Source organism: Shewanella sp. UCD-FRSSP16_17 (assembly GCF_001675935.1).
GTDB classification, from domain to species: domain Bacteria; phylum Pseudomonadota; class Gammaproteobacteria; order Enterobacterales; family Shewanellaceae; genus Shewanella; species Shewanella japonica.
This window is the reverse complement of the sequence record NZ_LZFV01000004.1, coordinates 33087-53896: the sequence shown is the minus strand read 5'-3', so window position 1 is coordinate 53896 and position 20810 is coordinate 33087. Positions and strand designations below refer to the sequence as shown.

Below are 20810 nucleotides of genomic sequence, written 5' to 3'. Positions count from 1 at the left end.
TACCTAGTGCAGGTGTTTTGACCAATAAAAAGGCTCCTAAGGGAGCCTTTTGTGTATCTATCGCATGCCTGTTAACTATTAGCTTTCTCAAGTTTGTCTTGCTGTAATACGGCCAAACATTCATCTGCTGGCAGAGGTTTACTCAGCAAGAAGCCTTGGACTTGATCACAGCCTTCTGACTGCAAGAAGTCGAGTTGTTCTTGGGTTTCTACCCCTTCAGCAACGACATTCAGCTCTAAACTATGGGCTAAGGTAATAATTGCACTGGTTATTGCTGCGTCATCAGGATCTTCAATGATATCGCGCACGAACTCTCGGTCGACTTTTAACGTATCAATAGGGAAACGTTTTAAGTAACTCAAGCTCGAATACCCAGTCCCAAAGTCATCAATAGCAATGGTGAGTCCTAAGGCTTTAAGTTGCGACAGTACTTCCACTGAATCCTTTGGATTACCCATGATCATCGATTCGGTTAACTCAAGCTCTAATGCTCCAGCAGGTAACCCTGAGACGGCCAATGCGACTTCAATGGTTGAAATAATATCCGCTTTTAATTGTCTTGCTGAGAGATTGACGGCAACTGAGATATCTTCAAAGCCTTGTTTATGCCATTCAGCAAGTTGATTACACGCTTCATCAATGGCCCAGTGCCCAATGGCGTTGATCATCCCAGTTTCTTCTGCCAATGGAATAAATTCAACGGGTGAAATAAAGCCAAGCGTTTTACTTTCCCAACGCAGTAGCGCTTCAACGCCTAAAATTTGCTTGGTTTTAATATCGTATTTAGGCTGATAAACCAGATAGAGCTCGTTACTTTGAATCGCTTCTTTAAGCCCAGCTTCAAGCTCAACATGACGGGTGGCATATTGGTTTAGCTCTTCGGTGTAAAACTGGAAGTTATTGCGACCTAAAGATTTTGCATGATACATGGCGGTATCTGCATACTTGATCAGTGAGGTACTGTCGTCAGCGTCATTAGGGAATAAACTGATACCGATAGAAGGCGAGACAGTAATATTTTTATCTTCAAGTAAGAAAGGCGCTTTAAAGGCTTTAAGCACTTTTTCAGCAATGATGGTAGCCGCTTTTAACTTGGCGACCCCTTCCAAAATAATGGTGAACTCATCCCCGCCTAGACGGGCAACGGTATCGCCTTCACGAATAGCATTTTGCAATCGACTCGCAACGGCTTTTAGCAGTAAATCACCCACATGGTGTCCCATGGAGTCATTGATGTGTTTAAAGCGGTCTAAATCAAGGAATAACAAGGCAACAATTGATCTCGAACGATGGGCCTTAGTGATAGCTTGATTAAGTCGATCTTGGAATAAGGTTCGGTTTGGCAGGCCTGTCAATGGGTCAAAGTTTGCTAAAATTCGCAAATCTTCTTCCGCTTTTTTACGGCTCGTGATGTCAGTAAATACCGCAACAAAGTGGCTGGTCTCACCCTTAGTATCAATGACTTGGTTGATTTCTAGCCAAGCCAAAATACCTTTTTTATCTTTAGTTCGAATGTTGATTTCACCGGCCCAATGCTTTTTACGCAGTAGCTGTAATTCGACATTATGGTAGAAATCTCGAGAACGCTTTCCATGGGCGAGGAATAAGAAATGCTTGCCCGCGATGGCATCAGGCTCAAAACCTGTTATTCGACTGAAAGCAGGGTTTACCGAGCGAACACGGTAATCTAGTTCTCCCACCACTACGGCCTCATTCATACTGTGCAGTACTTGAGTGGAGAGTTTTAGCTCGTTTTCAGTTTCTTTTCTGACAGTGATGTCTTTATGGGTTCCTGCCATTCTGACCGGTCTGTCTTGTTGATCCCATTCAACAACCTTGCCTCGATCGATTAACCAGATCCATTTGCCCGCTTGTTTTTCAACACGATATTCAGCTTCAAAGAACTCAAGTTTACCTTCAAGATGTTGATTAAGAATTTTCGACACCCTAGGTTTATCTTCTGGGTGAATATTATTAATCAAAGCTTGATCTTCATTACCAAGGCGCAGCGGTGGCACCATGTCCGTTCGGTAGACTTTATTTTCACGTATGTTCCAGTCCCACATGCCATCACCAGACGCCCATAGCGCCAGTTTCAGGCGCTCTTCAGAGGCGCGGATACTGATTTCAAATTCACGCTGTTGTTCACGCTTTAGCTGTTTAAGATAAATCAGGAAAGTAATCGCCAGCATGATGGCAATACCATAGATGACGTAAGCTGCTTTACTTAAATAAAACGGTGGGACGATTGTAAATTTGATACTAAACGGAGCTTGGTTAAAACTGTTGTCTGTTAACGTGAAGCGCACCAGTAACTCATACTCTTTAGGTGCAAGACCTGTAAAAGTAATATTGTTGGTATTGTTAAGTTCAACCCAATCGTTATTGTGCCCGACTAATTTATAACTTAATTGGTGAAATCCTGGGTAATTGTATTCAAGCGCACTGACTTCAAAACGAATGACATTATTCGAAAATGGCATAGTCAGCTCAGGAGGATGAGATAAGTCATGCAATTGATGATGCTCATTTCCAATGGTATAGCTCGTAAGCGCTAATTTGACATCAGGCCTTTCTGCGGGGACTTCATCTGGGGTAAATTGGTTAATGCCATTAATCCCGCCAAACCATAAGTCACCATCTGCATCCCTAAACTTGACCCCACCATTAAATTCGTTGGCTTGCACACCATTAAAGACATTAAATGCCACGAGTTGATTATCAGGAGTGACACGAATGATGCCTGAGTTCGTGCTTAACCAGAGGTTTTGCTGGTTATCTTCGAGAATGGCATAGACCGTGTGTTGCTTTAATGATTCATTTAAAGCTTCAAAGTGAATGCTACCGTCTGCCAGTTCAATAATTTTGTCGACACCGCTATGGGTTGCCATTAAAAAGTCACCCGTGCTGGTAGCAATAAAATCACGGATACGATTATCACTCAGTGTTGATTCGTCCGCGGGTTGGCGAACTTTTAACGTGAGTTTTTTATCATCTGGCTTTAGCCTTACTAGGCCTGCCATTGTCCCAATCCAAAGGTTATTTTGATGATATTTTAGAGAAAGAATTGAACGCTCTTGAGGAGAGTACGTCTCTTGGTAATCAAATTGATATTGATGTAGTACCCCTTCGCCAGGTAAGACAAAATACAGTCCATTACTGCTCCCCACCCATAAACGCTGTTTGTCGTCTAACGCGAGCGAGCGTATATGCAAAGTGTTGGGAATAAGGTGGTCAAATGCCGGTAAAAAACTGAGCTGTTGATCCGGTGTCAGTCTGGCTAAACCATGATCTGTTCCGAACCATAAGTTGCCATCGGGCGTTTCAGTTATTGCATGTACCGTGATGTTTAATTCAGATTCATTAAGGTTTAATGCAGTGGCAAACAAGTCATTGTAATAATAAAATTGGCCTTGTTTTTCATCAAAGGTTTTAACGCCTGCGCTTTCGGTTCCAACCCATAGTCTGTCTTGGCTATCACGAAATATAGCTCTGATCATATTAGCCATTTTGGGCTTAGATGGGTGCATTTCATAAATATGATTAAAATAGACTTGGTTAAGATTAAGCTTGTTAATACCAGAATAACGAGTGCCTAACCACAATGTACCATCGGGCGCGAGCATGATGGTTTGTAAGTTATTTTCGCTGATTGAATGACGGCTATTAGGGTCATATTTATGGACTTTACTGCGCCACTGACCGTCGATTAAATCAAGTTGTATTAATCCTGCATTAGCACCAATAGCCCATACTTGTTGGCTATTGCTGATGACAAAATCATGAATTTCGTTAAAGATGGTTGGCTGCTGATTAGTCCATACGAGTGTTTTTTCATGGGTGATGAGATCATAGCGAACTAGCTCGTTACCTATCGCGAACCAAACAGAGTCATCTTGAGCGTTAGTATGAATGCTATTGACTCTTAAATCTGCAGGGATATCTAAGCGAATGATGGTATTGCTATCAATGGCAAATGTGCCGCTTTGCTCAGTGCCAACAAAGATATATTTATCATCGACATTGGCGACATAACTGATACTGGGGTCAATGCTATTACTGATACTAATCTTGGTGATTTTATTGGTTTTTAGCGAGAGGGTATAAAGGCCTGTTTTGGTGCCAATCCATAATGAGTCACCAATTAAACTTAAGCTGGTTAAGCGTAAGTCATTTAGTCCGCTTTCTAAGCCATAGTTGGTGAACTTGCCAGTGGCTAAATCTAGTTTGCTGAGGCCTTGAGAGAAGGTTGCAACCCATAAGCTATCGTCGGGTGATTGCAAGATATCAATAATGTAATTACCGACAATGCTAGACGGGTCGTTACTGTCATTGAGAAAAATATCAAACTCGATTCCGTTGTAGCTATGCAGTCCATCTTGGGTTCCGACCCATAGCATACCAGCCTTATCCATAAACAGTTTGGTGACTGAGTTTTGGTTCAGCTCATTAGAGCCTTCGAACTGATCAAACGACAATAAATGATTATCATTTTTAGGTGTGATTGCGATAGCTTGAATTGTCATTGAGATGATAAACATCGCAATGACAAAAGACGTGCTAAATAATGTGGCTAAACGTAAATTCAATCTGCACCTTTAGTAATTAGAATAAACACCTAGTGATGTTGGTTGCATATTGTTAGTTAGGATGTAAATGCTTAACAAGAATAGTCATAGCGGAGAGAAATAACACACTATCCGTTTGTTAAATACACAAAAAAAAGCATTTAAATCGTCTTAAGCAACCATATTACGTAGCTATATGCTTTATTTCAAATTACATTTCAGTTTTACGTAGGATGGATGTTGCAAAAGCTTAATAGAGTTAACAATTTACTTAAAAGTTAACGCAATAAAGTAAAAAACACGCTGAATAGCGTGTTTTTAGTCATGTTCGATAATGCTATTAATTATCTTGTTTTTGATCAGGGGCATGTTGCTGGAAAATTTCCTCAAGCTGCTGGTCTTTATCAAACCAAACTTGATTTAACCAACGTTGAAATTCAACCCGGGTTTCAGCTTCCGAGAAATACACTTCAGAATCGACTTCTGGCACAGGCATTTGCTCAATACGTACGACAATCTTTTTCACCCGCCCTGACATGACTTCGTACAAAATGCCTTCTTTTGCTTTAGCATCAGCATCAGGGTAGGCCAATGTCATGTTCAATAAGCCAGTAAACTGCTCACCCATAGCTGAAAGAGTAAACGCAATTCCACCTGCTTTAGGACGCAATAAATGACGATAAGGTGATTGTTGGCGACGATGTTTATCTTCAGTGAAACGGCTACCTTCAACATAATTGATGATTGACGTTGGGATATGGATAAACTTCTCACATGCTTTGCGAGTCGTTTCTAAATCTTTGCCTTTGAGTTTAGGATTCTTTTTTAGTTTGGCTGGGCTGGTTCGGTTCATAAATGGCATATCCAATGCCCAACAGCCTAATCCTAAAAATGGGACAAATATGAGCTCTCGTTTTAAAAAGAACTTCATCATTGGTACGTTGTTGCGCAAAATATACGTTTGTGCAGCAATATCAAATCCACTGACATGATTACTGATAATTAAATACCAGCCATTTTCATCCAGTCCTTCTAGTCCCTCAATGTCCCATTCAATTTTGGCGATTAAATTTAAAATGCCGCCATTGCATGATGCCCAAGCCCACATAAAGCGATTCATTAATCGTGAAATATGGTTACGACCTAGAGCCACTGGCACGAATAATTTAATGATGCCGCCAATACTGATTAATCCTGCCCATACGACAGTGTTAATAATTAAAAGTAATGAACTGATAAAGAACAGTATCGGACCTGGTAAAAAACTTAGCATGGAGCTAAATACCTCTAGTTATTTTGTCAGCCATTTCGCTGATTTTGTTATCTTTTTCGAGCCATAGTTGATTGAGTTGATTTTGGAACTCAATTTTAAACTCACGATCTTTACTGTAGTCACCACGCATTGCGTCAGGAATCGTTGTCACTTGAATATCAACATGGACTTCATCGAGGCCATTACAAATATATTCCCAGTAGGAAGGTATTTTATCAGGATAATAAATGGTGACATTGACTAATTTATTAATTTGGCTGCCCATTGCGTCAAGGGCAAATGCCATTCCGCCTGCTTTAGGTTTTAATAAATGATGATAAGGAGAGGCTTGTTTTGTATGTTTGCCAGGATGAAAGCGAGTTCCCTCGACAAAGTTCATTACACTTACAGGCTTATGCTTGAATTTTTCACATGACTTGCGAGTTATCTCAATATCTTTCCCTTTAAGTTTAGGGTTCTTTTTAAGTTGTGCTGTGGAATAACGGCGCATAAAAGGGAAATCTAACGCCCACCAAGCTAGCCCTAACACTGGAACATAAATGAGTTGCTGCTTTAAGAAAAATTTCAAAAAAGGAATTTTGCGGTTAAATACTCGTTGTAAAATTAAGATGTCGACCCAAGATTGGTGGTTGGCAATGACCATATACCATTCTTTTTCTGAAAACTGACTATCGCCAGTTAACCTTATCTTCGTTGGGTGCAATATTGACTCAATCACACCGTTAACAGTGATCCACGCACTGGCACAGTTATCTAAAATATAACTGCATATTTTACGAATGATGTTTATTGGTAACACTTTGAATATACTAAATATAAGTATAGGTATTACCCAGAATACGGTATTTATTACATAGCAAATAAATGCTATCGATCCTTTAATTTTTGCAAACAGCGGCATCTAGCTCTCCTGTGAATGGAGGCTTATGTTACTCCGTGAAATGATTTGGCTCAATCCGAAGGACAATAATATCGCAATTTTTACGCAAAAATTACACGCTGTTCAGTCTGTATCATTGACTTACTATGATGATTGTTCGTACTCACTGCTGACTCAATCGATGCATCAATCTATCCATAGCTCGATATCCTAATGCTTGGGCAATATGACGTCTTTCAGTTGTTTTGGATTGTTGTAGGTCTGCGATGGTTCGAGCAACCCGCTGGATCCGATGAAAGCTTCTCACAGATAAACCGAGCTGCTGCACACTTGCGTCTAAAAACTCTAAGTCAGCTTGGTTCATGTTTAAATGCTGTTTTAACAGTGAAGGGGACAGTTCACTGTTGAGCAAACCTGCGCGTGATAACTGTATCTGTCTTGCTTGATTGACCCTTTTGGCAATACTTTCACTGCTTTCAGCCGTTTGCTGGGGTTGGGTGAGAGTGCCTGCTGGCAGTTTAGGGACTTCGATTGTTAAATCAAAACGGTCTAAAAATGGACCTGAAAGTTTAGATAGATAACGCTGAATTTGGTCGGGGGTTGAGCGGGCATTATCTACATCGCCACAAGGGCTTGGGTTCATGGCTGCAATTAATTGAAAACGACTCGAGAATTTTACTTTTGCTGCTGCGCGAGAAATGACGACTTCGCCAGATTCCATAGGTTCACGTAGGCAATCTAATACTTTACGTGGAAACTCGGCTATTTCATCTAAAAACAATATTCCTCTATGGGCTAGTGATATCTCACCTGGCTTTGGGATGCTGCCACCGCCAACTAATGAAATTGATGAGCATGTGTGGTGTGGTGCTCTAAAGGGACGTTCAAGAAAAGCGTTTGGTTTGATGTTTAACCCTGCGACAGAATGAATAGCGGCAACATCAATCGCTTCTTCATAGCTGAGCTTGGGCAATAGCGGAATGATTCGGTTAGCGAGCATACTTTTGCCGGTGCCGGGAGGGCCTAAAAATAACTAGTTATGTTATAATCCTACTAACACCATAAAAACGGATTTTAGCAATGAAAAAAGCTTATTCATACATACGCTACTCATCACCTCAACAAGCGAAAGGTGACAGTTTTAGACGACAATTTTCAGCTACACAGGCGTATTGTGAGAAGAATGGATATGAGCTTGATACAGAACTAGCTATTTATCAAGAATTAGGCACTTCGGCATCAGAAATCGGTTCTCAAGAAATCTTAAATAATTTCATTGATGATTGTGTCACAGGTAAGGTTAAAAAAGGTAGTTTGTTAATTGTTGAAAACCTTGATCGATTATCTCGATTAAAAGTAAATCAAGCTATGCTTCAATTTTTAACTATCCTAAATTATGTTGATATTTACACAACTCAAGATGAAAAACACTATTCCAATGATGATAATCTAGATGGAAATGCTCAATTAATAGCGATTGTTTCAAGTGTTTTGATAATGTCTAGGGCTTACGAAGAAAGTGAAACCAAGAAAAAACGCTTGAAAGAAAGTTGGGATTCGAAAAGGAAAAACATTGAGAATAAAAAACTAACTTCTTTAATCCCACATTGGTTAGAATTATCAGAAGATAGAACAAAATTTCACATCAAAAACGATAAAGTAAAAATAATAAAATACATTTACGATAAATCTATCAATGGAATGGGCGTATCTCAGCTTATAAGGCACTTAAATGAGAACTTAACCCAATTCCCTACTCCAACCCATAAAAGTAAGCTATGGGCTAGGACGAGCCTTTCTAGAATACTTACAGATCGAGCCGTGTTAGGTGAATATCAACCTCACATTGGAAAACACAACGGTATCGGTGATAAAAAACGTAAGCCATTGGGCGACCCAATCCCAGATTATTATCCACAGATAATTAATGAAGAAACATTTTTAAAGGCTCAAATAGCACGGAAAAGCAGAACTATAGGACGTGGCAAGGTTAACAGAAACAAGTTCTCTAACTTATTTCGTAATATCTTACGGTGTGGATATTGCGATGGGAAAGTTGAATATGTAGACAAAGGAGAGGGTTCAAAAGGTGGAAAGTATCTAAGTTGTGCCAATGCAAAGCGTGGCGGTGAATGCACTCATAACAAGCATTACAAGTATTTACCACTAGAATTAATGTTGTTACATTTGACAACAGAAAACGGCTTTATGCCTAAACCTGAGACACCAACAGAGCTAAATCTTAGACTTTCAAAGCTTCAAGACCTTAATGAAAAAGCAGAATCTAAACTTAGTTTTTTGTTAGATGGTGATTTTACAATCCCCAGTATCAAAGAAAAAATAGGAGTATTATCAAAAGAAATAGAACGATACAGATCAGAAATTGAAGATATTGAAAACAAAATTTTAACTTTCAAGCCTGACTACACATATTCAGATTTATATCAGAATGTAATACTTGAAAATGATTCCGTTTTACTATCATCTAATAGAATGACTTATAATAGTTATCTATCAAAAAAAATAGAATCAGCATACTTATTTAATGATTATAGTAATTTCATTTTGTTCAAGATGAAAGATCAGCACGTTCATACGGTTATGATTGATGAACAATATAATTTTGGCGGTTGTTCATTACCAAACAACCATATGACATATAAGCGTTTGAATGGTGATCGGACACCGATTGACGAAATGATTTGGCAGATACAAGAGAACTTTCTAATATTGATAGACAGTTGCAAAAACATTCATGATAAGAAACTAGACAACTATTTAAATAGAATTAACAAACTAATCAGCAAAATAATTCTTGAACAAGAAATTGAATTATTTAATCAAGTTCTTTTCCAAATAGAGAAAGCTCATAAAGTTTTAGCAAAAATAGAGATGAAGCAATGATCATTAACTCAGAAGAAACCAATCAGAAAGCCATAGAGCGAGTTCTAAGCCTTTTATACGATTACGAAGGTAATTTATTCTCCTTTTTTAAAATGGTATTTGACCTACTAAATAAAATTTATTGTCATTTTTGACAACACATTCAGCAGCAACTAACTTTTTAATACTTTTTGAAAATTGATGTTTATCAACTCCAATACAAAATCTAACATCAGAATACTTATCAAACTTAAAGTAATCATATTTATCAGAATATCTATACATATTAAAATAAACTTTCAAATCAGTTTTTGACAACTTAACACCGTCTTCGAAAAACTTAATCAGCATTCCCATCAAAAATTTAGTTTCTATATTTTCTTTATATTCAACTTCCTTCATTTTTAACATCCTATTTTTATAATTGATTACTATTTAGATATCATGTTTTTTAAAGTTGTCAAATTAGACAACAACAAAAATACAAATTATTTTGACAGTAAATATAATTGTGAGCATATAAATAATGTAAGTGGCTCGAAGAGTAGCTTACTAATAAAAACCCTTTTTAGTCTGTCAGCCACATTTCACCACTACGTGTTGATAATGTGTCTTACAGAAAGGGTAAACGTGCCGTTCAATCGCTAAAAGATGGAGAGCAAAAGAAAAGGAATTTTAAAATGGAAACCTCAACCGTATTGCAAAAAACAAGACGATATCGAATATGTGAAAAAACCAAATTAAATAATTTAGTTAATCACATAATGCGAAACTACAAACCAGAAACAATACAATACAAAAGAGACTTCAACCCAGAAGACACGAAAGAAAACCTTTTGATTGGTTCTGATTTTCAAATTAAAGAAAAGGGCAGTGATTGGTTCAACCAAGTAGAATTAGAATCTAAATTATTCAAGGATAATTTAGAGCAATCTTTGATTGATGCTGATAAATTTGCAGTTCAGAAAATATCACTTTCAAGATCTGAAAAAGACAAAACGATCAAATCTATAAATTATTTTTCAAATTTAGAAAATTATGATCATGATTTAGAAATAGATATCACTCCTGTAATAAGTAAATGTTTGGATTTTAAAATTCAAGATAAAAATAATAAAGATTATTCAGTAATAGATAAAAAGGAAATCCAAACAGCATTAGATTTTTATTCTAATATACCGAAAGATAAAAAAGTTAAATCTCTTAACGCCAAGAAAAAAAATCTTACTCAAATTCTTGGAAATGTCGATGCTATGAAAGTAGCGAATGATCGCAGGGCGACCGCCTCAACTCGTGCAATTGGCTTTGAAGAAGTCCTTTTTAAAATCCCTAAACATAACGATAAAAGCCTTAAAGATGTCGATATGATATCTATCATAAAAGACTGGAACGATGAGCATTACGCCAATTTTCAGGTGTTGGGCGGTGCTTTTCACAAAGACGAACGCACGACAAAAGGAAATGCAGTTGATGATCATCTTCATTTGATAAGATCAGGGTTCAACAGAGATACCAAGCGTTTTGATTTACCCGATTTTACACATCAAAAAGGCTTAGAAATGGCAAAAAAGCAAGGTGTTGATTTTGTCACTGATGGTAAAAAGTTTAATGAAACAACCGAAGATTTACGAACGATCGCAAGCGAAGCATTACAAACAGAATTTTATAGTTTTGCAAATAAGAGGCTTAAAAAATTAGGTTATGATTTTAGATTTGAAAAAAAGGAATTAACACCAGAAGAAAAGGAATTAAGAACTTTTTTAAAGGAACAATCTACATTGCCAAAATCCCAACGAGTTCAAAATATGCATTCGTATTTTGAAGAAAAGACAAAAGAAAACATAGAAAAAGCTTTAAAAGCGAATAAATTTGTTAATAATAAAAAAGTTGAATTAGTAGAAATTAAAGAAGTAAGAAATAGAAAAATCATTGAAGCAAATAAAGCGATAAAAATAAAAAAAGAAACTGTAGATAAAACTCATTTAGCTAAAAATAAACTTGATGAAATAAACAATTTCATAGAACGAAAATATGATCTTTTAGATAGTATAAATAAAAAAGTAGTTGAGGCTTTATCTAGTGCTGTTGAATATGCAATGAATAGCTTGCCTCAATCATTAAAAACTTATCTAGAAAGACAGGAAGATATAAAAATATACAGTGAATCCTTATCATTGGAGGTTGAAGAAAAAGCGATAGAAATCCAACCAACTAAGGAAATGAAAAGTAAAATCAGAAATGGTAAAAGGAATAGATTTAAAGGGTTTTAAATAACAAAAACCTCTGGCTGTTATTAAGATGACCAGAGGTTGTTTTGCTTTTTTAATAATAATGAACAACATATTAAAGGATTATATGTTGACATTATATTTAATATCACGTAAAAGATATTTGTCAAAAAAATTTATTTCTTGCTGTGATTTTCTATACAGTGGTCAATCATTTTAAGATACATATCATAATTGACACGTTTTTCTTTAACTTTTTGAGAGTATATTTTTTCTACGTTACGTTTCATAGGGCGAACAGTATTCCAATAACGTTTTTCAAGTTCATTCATACTTTGAACTTTACTTTGATCGAAAGTTTCAGCGACACTGGCGTAAGCGGCAATAATATCTTCTTTACTTTCAGTTTTATCCTTCATTAAGCGCCAAAATGTATAATCAGTCATAGATACAGCTGTGCATTGCTCTTTGACAGAACCATCAGGCGGAAAAGGCTTTTTAATATCATCAAGAGAAACTGAAGGCGCTCCACCACTTAGCACAGAAAAAGCTAAGACAAGCGCAGTAATAGCACCACCGCCCAACAATACTTTATTCTTTAAAGAGAAGCGACTTAAATTTTCAGCGTTAAGACTGCCCTTGGCTTGTTCAGTTGTATCATTAACTGTCTTTTTAATTTTATCTAAATCCATTTTTTATCCTGTTCAGAAAATTGTATATCTATGAACCACCAATAAATGCCTAAACATTGATTATTTCACTCAGTCTATTTCTTATATGCGATAAAATAAGCCGATGAAAATATTGTCTTGAACTAATGTTCACACCATAGTTTTTATAGGTTTGATTTACAGATTCAAAGTGGTTTGTAATTTTTCGGGTTTGTTTAAGCTTAATGTCCTTTGTTCGGGACAATTTAATTTCATCTGTAGCAATTTCTATTTGCTCCTCTATCGCTCGATTTACAATATAAAGGGCTAATTTTCGGTCATCAAATGTGGATAAAACAGGATCCAAACTTCGATACTCGTTCATTAAGTCAAACAAACAATTGCTGACTCCAACGGTATAATACTCTGTCGAAATTTTAGCTTTTCCAACCCTATCTAACACACCTAAAACCCTTATCCACCACAAACGATGTAGCAAACTTTATCAGGACCAAGCTGTTTAACAAGGGTCCACCAAGAAGATAATTAGAAAAATAGACAGCAAAAAATAACGGTAAGTTGATGTGTGTTTATGCAGTTTTTTAGGATGATAAAAGGCGATTTTAAACTTCTTCAATTCGAATGTTTATACTTTCCAGTAATTTAGATAAATCATTTAACCAGCTTTTTCTTCTACCAATTCTTCAAGAACCGATTTCACAACTACATTTTTATAATGAAATTTATAATGCTCAGGTAGAACCTCTGCACTTTTTGTTGCAGGGTGTTTATACTCCCATTCGGTCAGCAATCCTTGTTTTTTAAGCGATTTAAAAACTCTTTTCACTTCTCTGATCCTTGATGTTCTTTTTATCCCTTTATTTACTTTTAATACATCAAGTAAGTAGTTTAGATTCAAATAAGCATTTGGTCTCATCATTATCATTATTGCAACCTGGGTAGAACGTAGAGTATTACAAGATTTTAAACTCATTAGATTTATTTGTTGAAAACCTGTTTTTATTGCTTCTTTTTTATAGCGTTTTGAAAACTCAAAAGAGACCATTTTATTTTCAATTACCAAAGTATCAAAAAATGGAGAGTTAATATTATTTATTATTTCTTCTAACGTAGAATAGACCAAGTTTGCAGGTAAAAATCTATTGTCGGAAAGAAGTCCAACGGTTGAAAAATGTTGGACTCCTTTCTTTTTATTTTTTACAAATAGAGCACTAGCGATAGCCAATACAGCGATGAAAACTTTTTGTTCCATCGCTGTTTCAACGTTAAATAATTCTTTATGTAAATCGTGTTTTGCGTTCATGATAGTGTTGGGTAGCCTTAAAAATATCTTGTTGTTTTCCATTGTAATAATCCTTTAATTTAATTTTTTGTTGTTGTATAAACTTCTAAAATTAAAGAATTATTAAAATATTTATCACCGACTTACTTTACAAAATGTAATTTTCTGGTAATTAATATTAATATCTCTTGGGAATGAGAAGTTTAGTTAAAGACAGTCACTTAGCAGGTGGCTTTTTTTTCGTCTTGATTTCAGTAGAGCACTTTTTTTTATTTAGTCAAGCTTAGTTAGTTGTCACCTAAAAGCATAGCTACCTGTCACCCGAAAGTATAGTTACTTGTCACCCATCGACCTAGTTACTTGTCATCCTTCTAAGATCATAATTAAAACTAATTCAGATCTTTAAAAAAGAATATTTTTAATACACAGTGAAAATAAGTTTATTATTTATTTTTATCGGCCTGAGGCCAAAGCATAAAAAATTATCTGATTTTCCGAAGGAACTTGCGAATGAGGTTCTAAAATCCATTTTAAGCCAATTAAATGAAAAGCCCATCCAATTAGATAAGCTTCAAATAAAAGTTCCTTGTAATGACATTTAAGAGTGGCAGAGAGGGGTTTGTATTTGAACTAGAGAATCCATAACTGCTACATTTTCTCAAATAGGTGAAAAACCAAATCTGTTAACCACTGCTCACCAGAAAAACAACTTTTACTCTCTTCTTTGAATTCCCGCATGGAAAAGTTCGCTATTTGCGAACTTTTTATTGACACCCAAATATGATACTTGTATTGTAAATATGCGACAGCATTGAGAGGAACTCGCCAAATAATTGAGTATTTTTTTTAATACTCGTGGAAAGTTAACGCTTTCTAACTTTTTCCCTGCGCCAATCCTGCTTCCATCATCATCCGATGGTTAGTAACGTGATAATACCGTTGGGACTCCACACAGTGGGCGAACCACTGTGTGAAAATTAGGGGTTTACTGTTGGACTCTCTCATATCTCTGAATTAGGGCGAAACCATCTGCAATTTCGTAGATGGGTAATTTGGAGAAACAAAACTATGCTAGAAAAAAATGCTATTCGTGTTCAACAGACACAACGTAAGAACAAACCTAAGAAGACTAAAGCCTTAATCTGGAAACTTTTTAAGGGATTAGTAAAAGTCTGCGGCTTTATCTATAAAGCTTGGAGATTCTTCGAAGGGGAAGACTTGAGTTAGTGTTCCCCTCTTTTTTTTGAGGTATTAATATGATCAACAAAGCACTAAAAATAATTAGGCAATTTCACGAACGTAAACAAACTGATTTAGCTAAAGAGTTAGGTATATCCAAATCTTACCTATCAGAAATCGAATCGGGGAAAAAACCAATCACTTTTGAACTGCTGAATAAATACTCTGATATTTTTGATATCCCAGTATCATCTTTAGTTTTTTTCTCTGAAAACATAGGAAAAAGTAACCTTTCATCAGCAAAATTTAAGAAAGTAGTTGCTTCAAAAATCATTAATGTTATGGAATGGTTTGTAGAGCGTGATGAAAAAAAAATCAAGGCTTAAGCTCAATTCAAAGCGTAAAACATATGAGATTTGTGATTCCCCTTTATACAAATTAAGAAGCAAAAAAAAGCTTCTCTCTTTACTTCATATATCAAAAGAAGAAGCTGTAATTGCTGTCCAAGATACTGATAATTATGTGGTATTTGAGCAAATAGGAAAAAATGGTAAGTCTCGAACCATTCAGCACCCTAAAGATCGACATAAAGAAATTCATTGCCGCCTTGCAAACCTACTTATTAGAATAAAAGTCCCACATTACCTTCACTCAGGAAGGAAACTGCACTCTCACATAACTAATGCCAATCAACATTTAGGTGAAAAAAGAGTATTAACTACCGACATTTCCTCTTTTTTCCAATCAACAGGCAGAGACAAAGTTTTCTGCTTTTTCTTAAACATAATGAAATGCTCTTCAGATGTGGCTGATACTCTATCCCATATCTGTACATATAATGGCCATATTCCAACAGGAAGCCAATTAAGTATGCCTTTAGCTTTTTGGTCTAATTTCAGAATGTTCGACCAACTTGAAAAACTATCTATAAAGCATAGCGCTGATATGTCCGTATACGTTGACGATATCACCTTTTCTGGTAATTCAATTAATAGACTGTTTCTATCGACTGTAAGAAAGATTATTACTTCAAATTGTCATACTGCCCATCCAGAAAAGACTAAAATCTTTAGAAAAAAAGACATCAAGGTGATTACAGGGGTAGTGATTAATGGGAATAATACTCTGATAACTAACAAACAAAACAAGTTGATCTTCCAATCATTTGTTGACTGGAGAGCTTGTAGAGATGAGCCGTTAATCGCAGGATTAATAACTCCAAAGTTATTAGGTCGGTTGAATGCTCTTTCTATGATAGATCCAAAGCTTAAAGATAAAGCTAAAAGTGTTACCAGCTACAAAGTGAAAATTTAATTACGTCAATGAGTAGGTAATTGACACAACCGCAAAGTGTTGTGCCCACCTGCTGCAGCGATTTCTAACCCTTGCTTGGCCTGATATTGGCCTATGACTTCGCTTAAGCATAACTGCGGGCCTGTTGCTTCATCTTCAAACCATTGCGGTTGCTGGTCAACAAGTGGTAGTTGAGCTTGACCATGCATAAAGGCGGCAAGGTGTTGTAAATGGGCAACAAAGTGAGTCTGCTCAAAGCCGACTAACTCTGCTTCTCGTCTGTTTTCTAAAGGGATAAACAATTGATGTTGTTGGTTTTTGGCTGCAATGATTGCTGGCAGTATGCCAATACATGGACGAACCTCTCCCGATAACGCCAGCTCTCCAATAAATTCACTGTGAGCCAATTTATCCGACGGCACTTGGCCTGAAGCCGCTAAAATACCGATTGCAATGGGCAAGTCATATCGACCTCCTTGTTTGGGGAGGTCGGCTGGAGCGAGGTTAACGGTAATGCGCTGCATGGGAAACTCAAAGCCGGCGTTGATTAATGCGCTTCTAACCCGTTCACGGGCTTCTTTTACTGAGGTTTCTGGTAATCCGACTAAATTAAAAGCAGGTAATCCATTACTTAGGTGAACTTCGACTGTGACTTTAGGAGCTTCAACGCCGCAGCAAGCACGTGTGACAACGCAGGCAATCGCCATAAACAAATCCTTTTGTTTTTCGTTTACAGATATTTAATGACACTTAATGAGGTTATTAAGCCCATTAAGTGTAGCAGGTAAATAAATCGCTGTAGTCAAACCCCACCTATAACAAAAATAAGTGGGTTAGGATGAGTATTTATTGAATAGAATCAGAGCGTAAGGTTTTGATGCGTTCGTCAATGTCGGGGTGAGTACTGGCCCAGTCTGGTATGTCGAGATTATGCTCAGCTTGCAATAACTGGTATAGCTCGACGATAGAGTCGGTATTTTTGTACCAAGTTTGAAGTTGCAATGCTGCAAACTTGTCGGCTTCTCGTTCATGATTTCGAGAATAGGTTAAGCTGGTCCCTAATACCGTGACACTGACAAGCATATCCGAGATCCCGCTGGCATCACCGACAATTAGCGCAGCGCCAACAGAGAGGATTGATGACTGTATTAACGTTGTGAGTACATGCCTGTGATGAACATGACCCAGCTCATGCAAAATAACCGCTTCAAGTTGTTGGTCGTTTTTTGCGAGGTTAATCATGTCATCCGTTAATATAATTTGACCGTCTGCAAGTGCAAAAGCATTAGCACCATCTTTGCTGTTATAGATTAACAAAGAAGGTTGGATTGAAAATACTATTTGCTCTTGATGCAGTTTATCTAATGTCTGCTGAAATAACTGCTGCAGTTCAACTTGTCTTTGTGGCTTGATTTGGCTTTCGGTGAATCCCATGGACTCCACTAAGCTGAACGTTTGCTCACCGACTTCTTCCACTACGGCATCCGGTAATAATTGGGCGATGGTTTTAGAAGCAGCAGGTATGCCATGCACAACAATAAAATACAGCGCAGCGAGTGAAACCAAGGTTGCAATAATAATCAGCCCAAGGTTTTTTTCTAGCTGGGCTATCCAGCTTTTTTTAGCGTGAATGTTGAGCCATTGATTAAGCTGTTGAGGATCTGTTGAAACAAAAACATGTCCGCTGGAAAACGTGATATGACGAGCCATATTACCTATAGGATCTGTAACAGTGGTTTGGTCTAGTTGAAATTGCCCTCGGTGAACGTCAGAGGCCAATGTCAGCATTCCATTTTTACCCAGCACTAATGTTGCTGGGTATTTTGTGGCTTGTTTAGGGGCAAGAATATGCCCATTAACTTGTTCTATCACAGCTTTATTCCAGCAAACCTTGGCATTGCTAAACTATGCCAATATTAATATCAAAGGCATCTGCCACTTCATCTGCTACAGCGGTGCTACTTTGCTCATTATGGTCATGAGCTGTGAAAGCATCTAAGTTTCCTTCAACTGCAGTGACTTCTGCCATGTACTTAGCAAAACGGACATCAGCCCAAGCTTTACCCATGCCAAAGGTGAACATAACAAGCAGTAGATTAGTGACAACTAAGAATAAGAAACTTGAGGTTTTCATTGTCGATGTCATTTGTAAGTCATCATTAATAGATGTTTGGCTAAAGACATAATTGCGAACACAGACTTGAACATAGGCTGCGATGAGCATTGATAGAATAAACATGAAGAAGTATCCGAAGAACACCATGCCTATCAACGAAGCATTATTTTTAAATGCTTCTTCAGAGGCGCCACTTTGAATTAGCTCAACAATCGACCCCATCATGCCAAAAGCAAATGCAAAAACTGAAAAAAGTAAGCCTGCACCGAAGAATAACCCAATGGCGGTGACGGCAATTTTGGCATACTGATTGATTTCAAGTTTGGCATTAAATGCCTTATCACCATAGCGATAACCATTGATTAAGTATTGTGCCATTCCAGCGCTAACCCAAGCGTAAGAATAAATAGCAGCAACAAAGAAAAATACCACGCCTGCGGTAATTGCAATGCCGATAGCAATGGGGTTATCTGTCATTAACCTTGTCACAACACCAATACCAAATCCACCGGCGACAACAATAATATATGCCGCAATGGGTTTTAGCAGTAGATTGATATATGCACCGCCATAAGAGCCAGCAAAATCAAACCTAACATTGCGAAAACGTGTCATACGAGCATCAAAACGGGCATTTCTAACGGCTAGAAATGGTACTGCTAACATGAATATGATGGCTAATGCGACAGCGACAGGAGGCATAGTGCTACTGAGCACTGACCATGTAATCAATAGGAATACGGCAATAATTCGGCCAATTAAGATTTGCATTGGCTTGGCAAGGTATTCGAATCTGTCGCCGCCTAATTCAGTATTTCCGTAAAAGTAATTATTGGTTCTCACTTTGGCCCAGGCTGAGTAAATGCCGAATGTCACCATGGTGAGTAAAACGTTGACTATCCAAATACCAAAAAATTCACCGCCAATACCGTGAAATTTAAATGGAGTACTGGTTGTTGATGTGTCTGAAGATATTGTTGATGTCGAAGCTGTAGAGGCGGTACTGCCTTGTGATGAGTCTATGGTACTCATTTAGATTTCCTTCCGTTGGAATTGAGCTGGTTATTAAAACGTTAAAAGTGATATAAATCAATATTTTTAATCATATTTTTGTCGCTTTATTTTGTGAATTACACTGAGTCACAATAAGCGGTTTTGGCGGGTTGGTTTTTATCAGTAGCATATTGCATGGTAAGTAAGCTTTCTCACAGAACTTAATCACGCAAGGTGTGCTATTTACAGACATAATTAAGTTAAATGACATTCAAGCTTTAGTTTGCGGAGGCGAATCATTACTCAAACAGACTATGTTATATACAGTTAGGCTGTGTTGTATGCCGTTAGACTATGCTTTATTCAGATAACTGCGATAGGTATTAGTTGAAAAAGGACATGTCACTATGCGAGCTTTGCTCATTTTTATGTTATTCATGCTTTCAAATTCAGTGCTGGCGAGTACTAATGTCGTGTTTTTAAATCCCGGTGCAGCCGATGATTCATTTTGGCACCATATCGATAATGTCATGCAAGTTACAGCGCAAGATCAAGATTTTAATTTAACGGTTTTACATTCAAATCGTGATCGTAATTTGATGTTAAATCAGGCGGTTGAAATTTCTAATCATGCATCTTTACCGGACTATCTTGTCATGGTTAACGATAAAGATGTTGCTAAAAAAGTGCTTGATACTTTTTACCAAAAACCCGTCCACATTATTTTTATGATTAATGATATTGAGCAGCCACTTAGGTTGCAGTTAATGAACGATCCCCACTGGAAAAAGTACTTATTACCTGCAGTTATTGAAGATAATTATCATATTGGTCGTGAGTCTGCTGCAGCATTAACTCAATTATTTACGACTACGCCCGCACATGTGGTGGCTGTAGCGGGAGATGATGTAAGGGAAACATCGCTACTACGCACACAAGGAATGGAGGGGTATTTTAACCTGCATTTGAATACCGTATTGGAGCTGGTCGTTTATGCAGATTGGCAAGCCAATAAAGCCTACGAACAAACGCATATATTGCTGAATCGTTTTCCTGGGGTAGACGGCTTATGGATTGGCAATGATGAAATGGCAGTTGGGGTCGTTAAAGCCTTAAAAGAAACCCACCGAAAACCGGGTGAAGATATTAAAGTATTGGCGATTAACCCTTCGGTCTTGTCATATGAGTTACTTAAAAATGGTGACGTCAATGCGATAGGAGGAGGCTCATTTTTATTAGCAGGTGTGGTGGGGCTGAATATTGCTCGTCATCAGCAAAAACAAACGTTTGACCTATGCCTTGAACATAATTTTTATCGTCACTTAACACTTGAATGCCCTTTATTTCGTATGATTGTTAACAATCAATGGCACCAAATCCTTGAGCAAGAAGTCAAAGCGGTATGCAGTGTCAATTAGCGCAGCGTCTTCAACTCTAAATCAAT

The 20810-nt window shown here is 37.2% G+C and carries 14 protein-coding genes and 2 pseudogenes; 5 read left to right on the top strand and 11 right to left on the bottom strand.

Features of this window, described 5'->3' with window-relative positions:
- Positions 1-71: 71 nt before the first annotated feature.
- From A9267_RS08150 to A9267_RS08135, 4 genes and pseudogenes are all read right to left on the bottom strand, one after another.
- Positions 72-4526: an EAL domain-containing protein gene (locus tag A9267_RS08150; RefSeq protein WP_082972291.1), complete on the bottom strand. Its 4455-nt coding sequence runs from the start codon at positions 4524-4526 to the stop codon at positions 72-74.
- A gap of 382 nt (positions 4527-4908) precedes the next feature.
- A complete protein-coding gene (locus tag A9267_RS08145; RefSeq protein WP_065108863.1) occupies positions 4909-5841 on the bottom strand; it encodes an acyltransferase in 933 nt (310 codons plus the stop codon).
- 4 nt (positions 5842-5845) lie between these two features.
- Complete coding sequence (locus tag A9267_RS08140) at positions 5846-6742, bottom strand: acyltransferase (protein WP_065108862.1); 897 nt, start codon at positions 6740-6742, stop codon at positions 5846-5848.
- A 142-nt stretch (positions 6743-6884) separates the two neighbouring features.
- Positions 6885-7754 (bottom strand): annotated as a pseudogene (locus tag A9267_RS08135) (YifB family Mg chelatase-like AAA ATPase); the annotation flags it as partial.
- A gap of 47 nt (positions 7755-7801) precedes the next feature.
- On the opposite strand from A9267_RS08135, the gene A9267_RS08130 reads away from it, so the two are divergent.
- Complete coding sequence (locus A9267_RS08130; protein ID WP_065108861.1) at positions 7802-9625, top strand: recombinase family protein; 1824 nt, start codon at positions 7802-7804, stop codon at positions 9623-9625.
- Positions 9626-9712: 87 nt separating this feature from the next.
- On the opposite strand, the gene A9267_RS08125 is transcribed toward A9267_RS08130, so the two are convergent.
- Positions 9713-10006, bottom strand: a complete 294-nt coding sequence (locus tag A9267_RS08125) for a hypothetical protein (protein ID WP_065108860.1) — start codon at positions 10004-10006, stop codon at positions 9713-9715.
- A 278-nt stretch (positions 10007-10284) separates the two neighbouring features.
- Between A9267_RS08125 and A9267_RS08120 the strand changes: the two genes are divergently transcribed.
- On the top strand, positions 10285-11874 hold the full coding sequence (locus tag A9267_RS08120; RefSeq protein WP_065108859.1) for a hypothetical protein: 1590 nt from the start codon (positions 10285-10287) through the stop codon (positions 11872-11874).
- A gap of 134 nt (positions 11875-12008) precedes the next feature.
- Here A9267_RS08120 and A9267_RS08115 read toward each other — a convergent pair whose 3' ends face one another.
- The 3 genes from A9267_RS08115 to A9267_RS08105 all read right to left on the bottom strand — a co-directional run bounded on the left by A9267_RS08115 (position 12009) and on the right by A9267_RS08105 (position 13848).
- The gene (locus A9267_RS08115) at positions 12009-12524 is read right to left on the bottom strand and encodes a hypothetical protein (protein ID WP_065108858.1); all 516 of its coding nucleotides are present in this window, start codon (positions 12522-12524) and stop codon (positions 12009-12011) included.
- 49 nt (positions 12525-12573) lie between these two features.
- A complete protein-coding gene (locus A9267_RS08110; RefSeq protein WP_065108857.1) occupies positions 12574-12945 on the bottom strand; it encodes a hypothetical protein in 372 nt (123 codons plus the stop codon).
- 213 nt (positions 12946-13158) lie between these two features.
- On the bottom strand, positions 13159-13848 hold the full coding sequence (locus tag A9267_RS08105) for a hypothetical protein (RefSeq protein WP_065108856.1): 690 nt from the start codon (positions 13846-13848) through the stop codon (positions 13159-13161).
- Positions 13849-15041: 1193 nt separating this feature from the next.
- Here A9267_RS08105 and A9267_RS08100 point away from each other — a divergent pair.
- Both A9267_RS08100 and A9267_RS08095 read left to right on the top strand, forming a co-directional pair.
- Entirely contained in the window at positions 15042-15350 is a 309-nt protein-coding gene (locus tag A9267_RS08100) for a helix-turn-helix domain-containing protein (protein ID WP_065108855.1), read from the top strand.
- On the top strand, positions 15328-16278 hold the full coding sequence (locus A9267_RS08095; protein ID WP_065108854.1) for a reverse transcriptase family protein: 951 nt from the start codon (positions 15328-15330) through the stop codon (positions 16276-16278). The genes A9267_RS08100 and A9267_RS08095 overlap by 23 nt, the downstream gene beginning before the upstream one ends.
- Positions 16279-16304: 26 nt before the next feature.
- Here A9267_RS08095 and A9267_RS08090 read toward each other — a convergent pair.
- From A9267_RS08090 to A9267_RS08080, 3 genes and pseudogenes are all read right to left on the bottom strand, one after another.
- A pseudogene (locus tag A9267_RS08090) lies at positions 16305-16964 on the bottom strand (magnesium chelatase domain-containing protein); the annotation flags it as partial.
- A 139-nt stretch (positions 16965-17103) separates the two neighbouring features.
- Complete coding sequence (locus A9267_RS08085; protein ID WP_065108853.1) at positions 17104-18129, bottom strand: M48 family metallopeptidase; 1026 nt, start codon at positions 18127-18129, stop codon at positions 17104-17106.
- A 28-nt stretch (positions 18130-18157) separates the two neighbouring features.
- Positions 18158-19405: a YjgN family protein gene (locus A9267_RS08080; protein ID WP_080917011.1), complete on the bottom strand. Its 1248-nt coding sequence runs from the start codon at positions 19403-19405 to the stop codon at positions 18158-18160.
- Between the two features lie 368 nt (positions 19406-19773).
- On the opposite strand from A9267_RS08080, the gene A9267_RS08075 reads away from it, so the two are divergent.
- Positions 19774-20784 (top strand): substrate-binding domain-containing protein, encoded by a 1011-nt coding sequence (locus A9267_RS08075; protein ID WP_065108852.1) that lies wholly within the window; start codon positions 19774-19776, stop codon positions 20782-20784.
- Positions 20785-20810 lie beyond the last annotated feature (26 nt).